The organism is Bacillus luti (genome assembly GCF_009739945.1).
Taxonomy (GTDB): domain Bacteria; phylum Bacillota; class Bacilli; order Bacillales; family Bacillaceae_G; genus Bacillus_A; species Bacillus_A luti.
Window position 1 is genome coordinate 684304 of sequence record NZ_CP040336.1, and the last position, 12151, is coordinate 696454.

General features: G+C 37.7%; 10 protein-coding genes. 9 read left to right on the top strand and 1 reads right to left on the bottom strand.

What is annotated here, in order from left to right; translation table 11 throughout:
- The first annotated feature begins 46 nt into the window (after positions 1-46).
- The 6 genes from EUC40_RS03560 (at position 47) to EUC40_RS03585 (ending at position 8738) form a co-directional block, all read left to right on the top strand.
- Positions 47-4186, top strand: a complete 4140-nt coding sequence (locus tag EUC40_RS03560) for a DNA translocase FtsK (RefSeq protein ID WP_156573707.1) — start codon at positions 47-49, stop codon at positions 4184-4186.
- Positions 4187-4247: 61 nt separating this feature from the next.
- Positions 4248-5366 (top strand): nicotinate phosphoribosyltransferase, encoded by a 1119-nt coding sequence (locus EUC40_RS03565; RefSeq protein ID WP_000658365.1) that lies wholly within the window; start codon positions 4248-4250, stop codon positions 5364-5366.
- Between the two features lie 251 nt (positions 5367-5617).
- Positions 5618-6928: a UDP-N-acetylmuramate--L-alanine ligase gene (murC, locus tag EUC40_RS03570; RefSeq protein ID WP_000219454.1), complete on the top strand. Its 1311-nt coding sequence runs from the start codon at positions 5618-5620 to the stop codon at positions 6926-6928.
- Positions 6929-7093: 165 nt separating this feature from the next.
- Positions 7094-7648 (top strand): GNAT family N-acetyltransferase, encoded by a 555-nt coding sequence (locus EUC40_RS03575; RefSeq protein WP_071710315.1) that lies wholly within the window; start codon positions 7094-7096, stop codon positions 7646-7648.
- Positions 7649-7902: 254 nt separating this feature from the next.
- On the top strand, positions 7903-8307 hold the full coding sequence (locus EUC40_RS03580) for a PH domain-containing protein (RefSeq protein WP_156573709.1): 405 nt from the start codon (positions 7903-7905) through the stop codon (positions 8305-8307).
- A complete protein-coding gene (locus tag EUC40_RS03585) occupies positions 8304-8738 on the top strand; it encodes a hypothetical protein (protein WP_156573711.1) in 435 nt (144 codons plus the stop codon). The genes EUC40_RS03580 and EUC40_RS03585 overlap by 4 nt, the downstream gene beginning before the upstream one ends.
- A gap of 35 nt (positions 8739-8773) precedes the next feature.
- On the opposite strand, the gene EUC40_RS03590 is transcribed toward EUC40_RS03585, so the two are convergent.
- Complete coding sequence (locus EUC40_RS03590) at positions 8774-9889, bottom strand: aminopeptidase (protein ID WP_000654730.1); 1116 nt, start codon at positions 9887-9889, stop codon at positions 8774-8776.
- A gap of 186 nt (positions 9890-10075) precedes the next feature.
- Here EUC40_RS03590 and EUC40_RS03595 point away from each other — a divergent pair, with 186 nt between their 5' ends.
- The 3 genes from EUC40_RS03595 (at position 10076) to EUC40_RS03605 (ending at position 12051) form a co-directional block, all read left to right on the top strand.
- A complete protein-coding gene (locus EUC40_RS03595; protein WP_001197718.1) occupies positions 10076-10588 on the top strand; it encodes a DUF948 domain-containing protein in 513 nt (170 codons plus the stop codon).
- A complete protein-coding gene (gene ytxJ / locus EUC40_RS03600; protein WP_001057467.1) occupies positions 10588-10914 on the top strand; it encodes a bacillithiol system redox-active protein YtxJ in 327 nt (108 codons plus the stop codon). Before EUC40_RS03595 ends, ytxJ begins: the two co-directional genes overlap by 1 nt.
- Before the next feature lie 117 nt (positions 10915-11031).
- Positions 11032-12051: a CamS family sex pheromone protein gene (locus EUC40_RS03605; RefSeq protein ID WP_156573713.1), complete on the top strand. Its 1020-nt coding sequence runs from the start codon at positions 11032-11034 to the stop codon at positions 12049-12051.
- Positions 12052-12151 lie beyond the last annotated feature (100 nt).

Consider the following 12151-nt stretch of genomic DNA (forward strand, 5'->3'; position numbering starts at 1 on the left):
CTGATACAATAAAGGATGTTACTATTTAGTAGAAAGAGTGGTAAGCATGTTAGATTGGATGAAAAAGCTGTTTAACAAAGAGGAAGAACAAACAGCGATGAATAAAGAAGTACCAAAGCAAGTTGAAAGTCAGCCGAAAATTCCTCGTGTAAACCACTACACTGAAGCAAGAGAAGCGCAAATGGCAAGTAGGAATGCAGGTAAATGTCGTTTTCCATTAGTACCAGATAATGGGTTCGATGAAGAGGATGTTATAGAAACAGGGCATTTTGAAGAACAACCTGTTCAAGCTGTAACATATGAAAATCAGCCTATTCAAAGAGGAATCAAAGTGGAAAGAAGCAGACGACCGTATGTGGAGAAGGTAGTTCCTACATATGAAGAGCCGGAAGTGCAATATGAACCGGAGCGAGAGCCTGTCGTAAAGAAAACACCTGCACCAGCGCAAGAAAGTAACCGTAGACCATTTCGTCCAACAGAAATGATTTCGCCAATTTACGGATATAATCGTCCTTCTGTAGAGAAAAAGGAAGAAAAGCAGGAGGAAGTAAAGGAAAGAGAAGACCTTGAAATATCTGTAGAGGGAAAAGCGGTCGTTGATGCATGGTTAGAGAAAAAGGGATATACATTATCTGATTTCTCAGAAGGACAAGCAAAGATTTCTTCTTCTAGTCATGAAGGAGTTGATCAGCAAGATCAACAGAGTAAAAAGGAAGAAAAATCAGTTGTCGATCAATGGTTAGAGAAAAACGGTTATGAAATTGAGCGCCAAGTACCTTTAGTAGAAGAAAAAGAAGTGGTTCAAGAAATTAGTGCACCGCAGGAAGTTGTAGCGGATGAATTACTTCATAAAACGGTAGCTGAGCGCATGGAAGATGCAAAGCAAGAAAAAGATGTAGTGGTGCTAAACGAAAATATTTCACAAGAGAAATTAGTAGATTCTAAAGTAGAGCACGAGGATACAATACTATCAGAAGAAATTAAGCGTAATACAGAAATAGAACAACCTACTATTGAAGTAGAAAAACAAGCTCCAGAAGAATCAGTGATTGTCAAAGCAGAAGAAAAATTTGAAGAAACAATCATTGTGGAAATACCAGAAGAGTTAGAAGAAGAAACAAAAGAAGAAATAGAAGTAATTGCAGAAGAGTCAGAAGAAGTAGAAGTAATTGCAGAAGCAGAAGAGTCAGAAGAAGTAGAAGTAATTGCAGAAGCAGAAGAGTCAGAAGAAGTAGAAGTAATTGCAGAAGCAGAAGAGTCAGAAGAAGTAGAAGTAATTGCAGAAGCAGAAGAGTTAGAAGAAGTGGAAGCAATTGCAGAAACAGAAGAGTCAGAAGAAGTAGAAGTAATTGCAGAAGCAGAAGAGTCAGAAGAAGTAGAAGTAATTGCAGAAACAGAAGAGTCAGAAGAAGTGGAAGTAATTGCAGAAGCAGAAGAGTCAGAAGAAGTAGAAGTAATTGCGGAAGCAGAAGAGTCAGAAGAAGTAGAAGTAATTGCAGAAGCAGAAGAGTCAGAAGAAGTAGAAGTAATTGCAGAAGCAGAAGAGTCAGAAGAAGTAGAAGTAATTGCAGAAGCAGAAGAGTCAGAAGAAGTAGAAGTAATTGCAGAAACAGAAGAGTCAGAAGAAGTGGAAGTAATTGCAGAAGCAGAAGAGTCAGAAGAAGTAGAAGTAATTGCGGAAGCGGATTCTGTAACACTTGAGGAAACGCAGCAAGAAATGTTGTTAAATGAAGCAATTGAACAAAAGAATGAGTTCATACATGTTGCTGAGGCTGATGAGCAAACGAAGAAAGATGTTCAAAGCTTCGCGGATGTTTTAATTGCAGAAGAGCAACGAGTTGTAGAAGAAACACCGGTCGTAGAAGAACAACGAGTTGTAGAGGAAACACCGGTCGTAGAAGAACAACGAGTTGTAGAGGAAGCACCGGTCGTAGAAGAGCAACGAGTTTTAGAAGAAACACCGGTCGTAGAAGAACAACGAGTTGTAGAGGAAACACCGGTCGTAGAAGAACAACGAGTTGTAGAGGAAGCACCGGTCGTAGAAGAGCAACGAGTTGTAGAGGAAGCACCGGTCGTAGAAGAACAACGAGTTGTAGAGGAAACACCGGTCGTAGAAGAACAACGAGTTGTAGAGGAAGCACCGGTCGTAGAAGAGCAACGAGTTTTAGAAGAAACACCGATTGCAGAAGAGCAGCCAGTTGTACAAAAAGAAGAACCAAAACGTGAGAAAAAGCGTCACGTACCATTTAATGTTGTTATGTTGAAACAAGATAGAACACGATTAATGGAAAGACATGCGGCTAGAGCGAATGCAATGCAATCTTCTATGAGTGAACGAGTAGAGAGTAAGCCTGTACAACAAGTAGAAGAAACACCAGTGCAACAAGTGGCAGTAGAACCACAAGTGGAAGAAACACTAGTACAGCAAGTGGTAGTAGAACCACAAGTAGAAGAAAACGCAGTGCAACAAGTGATAGTAGAACCACAAGTGGAAGAAACACCAGTGCAACAAGTGGCAGTAGAACCACAGGTGGAAGAAACACCAGTGCAGCAAGTGGCAGTGGAACCACAGGTGGAAGAAACACTAGTACAGCAAGTGGCAGTGGAACCACAAGTGGAAGAGAAACCAATGCAGCAAGTAGTGGTAGAATCACAAGTGGAAGAACAACCAGTGCAACAAGTGGTGGTAGAGCAAGTACAAGAGAAGGCGTATGTTGTAAATCAAAGAGAGAACGATATGCGAAATGTACTGCAAACACCACCGACATACGCTATTCCGCCATTAACATTGTTGGCAATTCCACAGCAAGCAGCGTTAGATAATACGGAATGGTTGGATGAACAGAAAGAATTATTAGATACGACGTTTAATAATTTCCATGTTGGCGCACATGTTATTAATGTATCGCAAGGTCCAGCGGTAACTCGCTTTGAAGTACAACCAGACCCAGGTGTGAAAGTAAATAAAATTACAAATTTAAGTGATGATATTAAGTTGAGCTTAGCGGCGAAAGATATTCGTATTGAAGCGCCGATTCCAGGTAAAAGTGCGATTGGAATAGAAGTTCCAAATAAAGAAAGTAAGCCAGTATTTCTTCGTGAAATTTTAAGAAGTCCTGTGTTTACAAAAAGTGAATCACCGCTTACTGTTGCGCTAGGGCTTGATATTTCAGGTGATCCAATTGTAACGGATATTCGAAAAATGCCACACGGACTTATTGCGGGTGCAACAGGTTCAGGTAAAAGTGTATGTATTAACGCAATCTTAACGAGTATTTTATATAAAGCGAAACCACATGAAGTGAAGTTAATGTTAATCGATCCGAAGATGGTTGAGCTTGCACCATACAATTCTGTTCCGCATCTTGTAGCGCCTGTTATTACGGATGTAAAAGCAGCGACAGCTGCATTAAAGTGGGCAGTTGAAGAGATGGAGCGTCGTTATGAATTATTTGCGCACGCTGGTGCTCGTGATTTAACCCGCTATAATACAATTGTAAGTGAACGAGAAATTCCAGGGGAGACATTACCTTATATCGTTATCGTTATTGATGAGTTAGCTGACTTAATGATGGTAGCGCCTGGTGATGTTGAGGAAGCAATTTGTCGTATTGCACAAAAAGCACGTGCTTGTGGTATTCATTTATTAGTTGCGACGCAGCGTCCATCTGTAGATGTTATTACAGGTTTAATTAAATCAAATATTCCAACGCGTATAGCATTTACTGTATCGTCTCAAGTTGATTCGCGTACGATTATTGATATCGGGGGCGCGGAGAAATTACTTGGCCGTGGTGATATGTTATTTTTAGGGAACGGTACATCGAAGCCAGTTCGTGTACAAGGCGTATATGTATCGGATGATGAGATTGAAAAAACAGTTGACCATGTGAAAAAGCAAATGAAGCCGAATTACTTATTTAAGCAAGAGGATTTATTAGCGAAAACAGAACAGGCTGAGTCGGAAGACGAATTGTTTTTAGATGCATGTCAATTTGTTGTAGAACAAGGGGGAGCGTCCACATCTTCTGTACAGCGAAAATTCCGTATCGGTTATAATCGCGCGGCCCGCCTCATTGAAGAGATGGAATCGCAAGGGATTATTTCTGAAGCAAGAGGAACAAAGCCGAGAGATGTCCTTATTTCTGAGGATGAATTTGCTGCTATGCAGGAAACAAATGTATAGTAGCAGGTTTTGCTGTATACTAAGAGAAAATGTTGGATAGTAAAGTAGGGAGTAAAGCGACATGAAAGAAATTGAATTAAAATTAAAAGGTGAAATAAATCGACTAACAAATAAAACATTTAAATTTGATGAGCGTGTTGGAGAAGGTTGGTTCTCCGCCGTTTACTTTTTAAAAACTAGAGAAATCATTGAAGAATTTCGCCCGAAAAGTGTTGTAACGATGCAGTTTTTCCAAAAAGAGAATGCAGTACTTTGCGGAACAGATGAAGTAATCGCATTGCTACAAACATTTGCCAAAAATCCTGAGGAATTAGAAATTCATTCTTTAAAGGATGGCGATAATATTAGTCCATTTGAAACAGTTTTAACAATTCATGGCCCTTATGAAAATTTCGGATTTTTAGAAGGTGTAATTGATGGGATTTTAGCTCGTCGTACATCAGTTGCGACAAACGTATATAACGTTGTCCAAGCTGCACGTAGTGTAGATAAAGAAAAACCAGTTATTTTCATGGGAGATCGTGATGATCATTATACGCAACAAGCGGGTGATGGTTATGCGGCATACATCGGAGGTATGAGCGCACAAGCGACGCATGCTATGAATGAGTGGTGGGGTAAGAGTGGTATGGGGACAATGCCTCACGCACTAATTCAAATGTTTAATGGTGATGTTGTTGAAGCAGCAAAAGCATATCATAAGAAATTCCCAGAAGATGAATTAGTCGTACTAATTGATTACAACAATGATGTCATTACAGATGCACTTCGCGTAGCACGTGAATTTGGATCAACATTAAAAGGTGTGCGTGTCGATACGTCTCGTACAATGATCGATCAATACTTTATTCGTCATCCAGAAGTACTTGGAACATTTGATCCACGTGGTGTAAATCCATCGCTTGTATTTGCACTTCGTAAGGCTCTTGATGAGGAAGGGTTCCAACATGTAGATATCGTTGTAACTGGAGGATTTGATGAGAAGCGTATTCGTGAATTTGAAGCTCAAAATGTTCCTGTCGATATATACGGCGTAGGAAGTAGCTTATTAAAAATGAATATTGGCTTTACTGGTGACAACGTAGAATTAAATGGAAAACCAGAAGCTAAGGCTGGTCGTAAATACCGTCCAAACCCACGTCTAGAGCGTGTTCAATTGGAAACAAGAGAAGATATGTAAAAAAGAGAAAAACTGATAGGTGATTGACCCTATCAGTTTTTCTGTTATCATAGTATAACAGCTGGTTTTTTGCTATAATAAGTTTGTTATGGACATAAAAGAAGTACGTACGTGTTTATCCTGATAAGTGAAGATAAAAGAGAACTTCACTTCATCAGAAATGTATGATGATTACCAAAATAAGAAAAGATTCATATACTGTCTTATAGATAGGCCGTTGTATTAGTTCGAAATGTTGGAGGTTCTTTAAGATGACAGTTTACCATTTTGTAGGAATTAAAGGAACAGGAATGAGTTCATTAGCACAAATTCTTCATGACATGAAGCATACTGTTCAAGGGTCTGATTATGAAAAGCGTTTCTTTACACAAACAGCATTGGAAAAGCGTGGTATTTCCATCCTTCCTTTTGATAAAAATAATATTAAAGAAGGACAAGTGATTATCGCAGGAAATGCGTTTCCTGACACGCATGAAGAAATCGTAGCAGCAAAAGAATTAAATATCCCAGTACATCGTTACCATCACTTTTTAGGTGACCTTATGAATCAGTACACAAGTGTTGCTGTAACTGGTGCACATGGAAAAACATCAACTACAGGTTTGTTAGCCCATGTAATGCAAGGCGCACACCCAACATCTTACCTTATTGGAGATGGAACTGGGCATGGGGTAGAAAATAGTAAGTATTTTGTATTTGAAGCTTGTGAGTATCGTCGTCATTTCTTGTCTTACTATCCAGACTATGCAATTATGACAAACATTGATTTCGATCACCCAGATTATTTCTCAGACATCAATGATGTATTCAGTGCATTCCAAGAGATGGCATTGCAAGTGAAAAAAGGTATTATTGCATGTGGTGATGATGAAGAACTTCAAAAAATTCAAGCGAAAGTACCTGTTATTTTCTATGGATTTGGAGAAGATAATGATTTCCAAGCACGTAACATTCAAAAGAGAACAGATGGTACAATATTCGATGTATTCGTTCGTAATACGTACTATGATACGTTCAAAATTACTGGATACGGCAATCACAGCGTATTAAATGCATTAGCAGTAATCGCGCTTTGCCATTATGAAAACGTTGATGTAGAAGCGGTTAAACATCAATTAACAACTTTTGAAGGCGTAAAACGTCGCTTTAATGAAAAGCCAATGGGAGAGCAAGTTATCATCGATGACTATGCACACCATCCGACAGAAATTAACGCAACGATTGAAGCAGCTCGTCAAAAACATCCAGAGCGTGAAGTTGTAGCTGTATTCCAGCCACATACATTCTCACGTACAGAAAAGTTCTTAGATGAGTTCGCAGAAAGCTTAAGCAAAGCTGACCAAGTATACTTATGTGATATTTTCGGATCAGCACGCGAAAACAAAGGTGAATTAACAATCGAAGATCTGCAGAAGCGTATTGACGGTGCAGAACTAATTACAGATACAACAACAGATGTGTTAAAGAAACATAAAAACGGCGTTCTTATTTTCATGGGCGCAGGAGACATCCAGAAATTCGAAGCAGCTTACGTAAAAGAAGTTCAAGTTGCAGAGAAGTAATAGAAAAGACGCATAGCTATGGCTGTGCGTCTTTTTTGCTGTGTAGTATTGTTGTCGAATTTGGTCGGTAAGTCGATATATTTCAAAAATCTTTAATATGTTAGAAGGGAATTTTCCATCTATAGATGTTAGAATAATAAGAAAACTAAAAAGGGGCTAAAAATCATGTTCACACTCCGAGTAGACGAAGAAATCGAACTACAACTATTAGAGAAACATCATAAAGAGGAATTATATCAATTAATAAATCAAAACCGTAATCATTTACGAAGATGGCTCCCTTGGGTAGATGGGACAAAATCTGCGGATGCTTATGATGAAATTTTCCCGATGTGGTTAAAGAAATTTGCAGAGGGAGACGGTTTTGAAAGTGGTATACGCTATAAAGGAAAGCTCGTTGGGATGGTAGGCATTCATCCAGTGAGCTGGGGGAAGAAAGCGACGAGTCTTGGATATTATCTTGCGGAAGACGCTGGAGGGAAAGGTATTATGACGCGTAGCGTGAAGGCTGTACTTCACTATGCATTTGAAAATTTAAAGCTGAATAAAGTTGAAATTCGGTGCGGCGTTGAAAATGCAAAAAGCCGCGCGATTCCAGAGCGTTTAGGGTTTAAATTAGATGGTATTTTAAGAGATGACGAATGGATATATGATCATTTTCAGGATATTGCTGTATATAGTTTATTAGCTTCAGAATGGAAAGGGATTCAGGGTAAGTAAGAAATTTTATCCCGCTTTAATGGGCAGTAAGACCCCCACCTCAAAATTCAGCGAAAGCAAAGAAGTTAGGTGGGGGTCGGGCTGCCCATAAAAGTCCGATTGGTGAAGGCTAATAATCAGTGGGGGATGAAGAAAACCCCCACTGATTAAAGTTTCACTTTATGACAAATTGTTTAAAAAGGTCATTTGTAAATGGCCTTTTTTTTATAAAGTAAAATGGAAATAGTGGTATAATTTGGTTAGGGGGTGTAGGTATGGACTTTCCAATTCAAAGAAGTAAATCAGCAGTAATTTTCGTGAGTCTCACGTTAGTTTTTATGTTTGTGTATCCAATTGTCATGCTTTTCACAAATAAAGAGCAGTGGATGTCAGCGCTGATTGGGATGGGGCTATGCTTCATTGTAAATGTACCACTCGTTTGGGAAATATTTATTAAAAAGCATAAAGTAGAAGATGGTGTATTAAAGTACGGTATTTTAAATGATGATGTTGTATTAAAAGATATTAGAGTTGTTCGTCAAGTTGGAAAGTATCTTGAAATTACGACGAACGCATACAAAGTACATATGGTTCCGATGCCGCAACATATGGAGCAGTTTTTGTCGCTTGTAGAAAAAGAGAATCCACATGTAAAAATAGAAATGGTGGGTAAGAAATGAAAAGAATCTGTACGTTGTTTGTGCTTTTATTAACGGCATCTATTCTTTTAATAGGATGTAGTACGAAGAAGGAAAAGGCTGATATGAACTTAGAAAAAGCACAAAAAATTGAAATTGAATCTCTTACTGATTCAATTGAGAAAAAAGTAATTACCGATAAGAAAGAAATTGAAAAACTGTTCGAAGTCATGAAAATGGATAAGTGGGAAATGGAATCGGCTCCGTTAGATACTCCGCAAGGGAAAACATTTAAAATGTATCAAGAAGATACACCAAAATTATCGGATTCGAGTAAAGATAAAAAAGAGTTACATGAAATTGGTACGATGACAGTATATAAAGATGTCCCGTATGTTGAAGTTGAAATGAAAAATAAGAAAATGAGTTTTAAAGTACCAGAAAATGTGGCGAAAGAGTTATTAAAGTATTAAAAAAACGCTCGGAGAAAATCCCGAGCGTTTTTTTATTATTTTAAGTTCTCTGGGTTTAAAGCTTCTAATTCAGATACAACAAAGCGTCCGTCTTTACGGATTAGTACGTCGTCGAAGTAAATTTCGCCGCCGCCGTATTCAGGACGTTGGATGCATACTAAGTCCCAATGGATGTTCGAGTTGTTGCCGTTCCATGCATCGTCGTAAGCTTGTCCAGGAGTGAAGTGGAAGCTGCCATCGATTTTTTCATCGAATAGGATGTCTCCCATTGGATGTAAGATGTATGGGTTTACGCCGATTGCGAACTCACCAACGTAGCGTGCGCCTTCGTCTGTATCGAAGATTTTGTTAATGCGTTCTGAATCGTTTGCAGTTGCTTCAACGATTTGACCGTTCTCGAACTTAAGTTGTACATTTTCAAATGTATAACCGTTGTAAGGAGATGGTGTGTTGTAAGAAACTGTACCGTTAACAGAGTCACGAACTGGTGCAGAGTATACTTCACCATCTGGAATGTTTAAATGACCTGAGCATTTAATTGCTGGAATGTCTTTAATAGAGAATGTTAAGTCAGTTCCAGGGCCAGTTAAACGAACTTTATCTGTTTTATTCATTAATGTAACAAGGCTATCCATCGCCTTATCCATTTTACCGTAGTCTAAGTTACATACTTCAAAGTAGAAGTCTTCGAAAGCTTCTGTACTCATTTTAGCAAGCTGTGCCATAGAAGCATTTGGGTAGCGAAGAACAACCCAGCGTGTTTTTGGAACGCGAATGTCTCTATGAACTTTTTTGCCAACTGTTTGGCCATGAACTTTCATACGCTCACTTGGAACGTCAGCTTGTTCATTAATATTATCGCCAGAGCGAAGACCGATATAAGCGTCCATATCTTTCATTACGCTTGCTTCATATGCAGCGATTTGTTCGAAATGTTCTTCAGTAGCACCCATTAATAAAGAGCGATCTACTTGATGATCTTTTAAAGAAACGAATGGGAAACCACCAGCTGCATATGCTTCTTTAACAAGTGCAGTTACAAGTTCTTTTTGTAAGCCGAAGTTTTCAATTAATACTTTTTCACCTTTTTGTAAGCGAATAGAGTAGTTAATTAAATTGTATGCTAACTTTTCAATGCGTGGATCTTTCATATGTAAAGCCTCCCTACTAATTATGTATCCTCCCCTATTGTAACCTACTTAGTGGAATTTGTTGAATCATTTATGTTAAAGTTAACGAATAAGTATGAAAATTCTAATGGAATATAGGGATTAGAATGAAACGGCAAATGATTGTATAATAGGGGAAAGTATGAAAAAGATAAAGGAAGTGATGAAATGCAAGTTCTTTTATATGTAAGTGCAGCCATTATCGCGGTTGCTTTCGCTGTATTAGTAGTGTATGTATGCAGAACGTTGTTATCGGTTCAAAAGACGTTAGAAAACGTTGCAAGCACGTTAGAAGGTCTAGAAAAGCAAATGCAAGGAATTAGCGTAGAGACGGAGCAATTATTACATAAGACAAATGCGTTAGCTGATGATATTCAACAGAAGTCACAGTCGTTAAATAAAGTAGTAGCAGGTGTAGATGGAATTGGGACGACAATCCATTCTTTAAATACGAAACTTCGTAATGTATCAGAGTCTGTTACGGACGAAATTGAAAATAATGCAGATAAAGTAGCGCAAGTTGTACAATGGAGTAGCGCAGCAATTGAAGTATACAATCATTATCGTGCAACAAGACAAGAGAAGAAGGTTGAAAAAGAAGAGCGTAAACTAGAAAGGCTTGAGAAAAAAGCAGAGAAGAAAGAGAAGCGCTCTAGACTTCGTATGAGAGGTGAATCGTGATGAATATGACAAAACTTGAAACAATTGAAGAGCTTGAAGTATTAGTGGAAAAGAATGAGCCATATGTTCTTTTTAAACATAGTACAACATGCCCGATTAGTCATGGTGCATACACAGAGTTTCAAGCGTATTGTAGTGAAGAAAGAGCAGTACCAGCTTACTATTTATACGTACAAGATGCGAGAGATGTTTCGAATCGTGTTGCAGAACAATACAGTATTAGACATGAATCTCCGCAAGTGTTATACATAAAAGATGGGATGGTAGTATGGAATACGTCTCATTGGAACATTAAAAAAGACGCGTTAGAAGAGAATATCAAGTAAAAAGAAGCAAGCGAAAGGTGCTTGCTTCTTTTTTTTGTTTTTGTTGAAATATATTTAATGGTACACTGTTAATAGTTCAAACTAAATAACTAGATTGTTGAAAGTAGGTTTTAAGTAATGAAGAAAATGGCATTATCCTTCGCGGTCGTAAGTTTATTACTGGGAGCTTGTGGTAGTAATAATGCGATTAGTAAGAAGGATGAAGTTATACAAAAGGATACGAAAGAAAAAAGTATGATTCCAAGAACGGCTGTTTCTAAAGATTATTATAGAACTGTTATTCCTTTAAAAGAACAAAAGGTGATTAATACAGCTAATATAAAAACAAATTCTAAATTAGATTTAGCAGAATATGAAAATGGTTTAATGAATATTGCAAAAGAGCAATTTGATACAGAAAATCATGTGCTTCAATTAAATCAGTACATTCCGGAGAAGTTAATTGATGAATTAGTTGCGAAAGTAGAAGCACCAGTGTTGACGAACATTATTGAACAAGACTATTTCGGAAAGCAGAATTCAAACGAATTAAGTTTATCTGGCGTTACGATTGGTTTAGCTATGTCTTCAAGTGTGTCTAATGAAGAGGCTATTTCTAAAGGTACTGAAGTTGCTAAACAACTTATAGAAGCTATTAACAAAAACGATAAATATAACAAATCTCCAATTACGTTTGCGATCTTTAAGCAAGAAAATACAAGTTCTTTAAAAAATGGTACGTATATTGCTAGTGCTACTGTTCAAAAGAATGATACGAACCTTGGAAACTGGGGTACGATTGATGAACAAGCATATTCATATCCTTCTGATGAATTTAAACAAGCGCGTGGAGAAGATAATACAAAAATAAATGAATTTGCTGAGTCAATAAAAAAGTTTTCTCCTGGAGATTACATTCCAGTCAATGCTAAAGTTTCGTATAAACAGCAGCAAATGGATACATTAAATATGAATATTGTTATTAAATATAACGGTAAAACAGAATTAATGGCCCTTACCCAAATGGCTGCTCAAAGTATGTTAGAGAAATTGCCTAAAGATACGAAAGTACAATTACAAATAAAGTCCGAGAGTAAAATCGAGGCTGTTATTATAAAAGAGAAAAACAGCGATAAACCGTTTGTTTCCTTCTTATAAAACAGCATTTGGAAGTAAACGATAAAAACTTTTAAGGAGCTGTTCTAAAAAGGCATTTTGGAACAGTTTTCTCTTATTGTATAGTGACTGTCATTGTCGA

Bases quoted from the DNA above. Each gene is read 5' to 3' on its own strand.
- EUC40_RS03560 (WP_156573707.1), top strand. From the start codon at position 47: ATGTTAGATTGGATGAAAAAGCTGTTTAACAAAGAGGAAGAACAAACA.
- EUC40_RS03565 (WP_000658365.1), top strand. From the start codon at position 4,248: ATGAAAGAAATTGAATTAAAATTAAAAGGTGAAATAAATCGACTAACA.
- murC (WP_000219454.1), top strand. From the start codon at position 5,618: ATGACAGTTTACCATTTTGTAGGAATTAAAGGAACAGGAATGAGTTCA.
- EUC40_RS03575 (WP_071710315.1), top strand. From the start codon at position 7,094: ATGTTCACACTCCGAGTAGACGAAGAAATCGAACTACAACTATTAGAG.
- EUC40_RS03580 (WP_156573709.1), top strand. From the start codon at position 7,903: ATGGACTTTCCAATTCAAAGAAGTAAATCAGCAGTAATTTTCGTGAGT.
- EUC40_RS03585 (WP_156573711.1), top strand. From the start codon at position 8,304: ATGAAAAGAATCTGTACGTTGTTTGTGCTTTTATTAACGGCATCTATT.
- EUC40_RS03590 (WP_000654730.1), bottom strand. From the start codon at position 9,889: ATGAAAGATCCACGCATTGAAAAGTTAGCATACAATTTAATTAACTAC.
- EUC40_RS03595 (WP_001197718.1), top strand. From the start codon at position 10,076: ATGCAAGTTCTTTTATATGTAAGTGCAGCCATTATCGCGGTTGCTTTC.
- ytxJ (WP_001057467.1), top strand. From the start codon at position 10,588: ATGAATATGACAAAACTTGAAACAATTGAAGAGCTTGAAGTATTAGTG.
- EUC40_RS03605 (WP_156573713.1), top strand. From the start codon at position 11,032: ATGAAGAAAATGGCATTATCCTTCGCGGTCGTAAGTTTATTACTGGGA.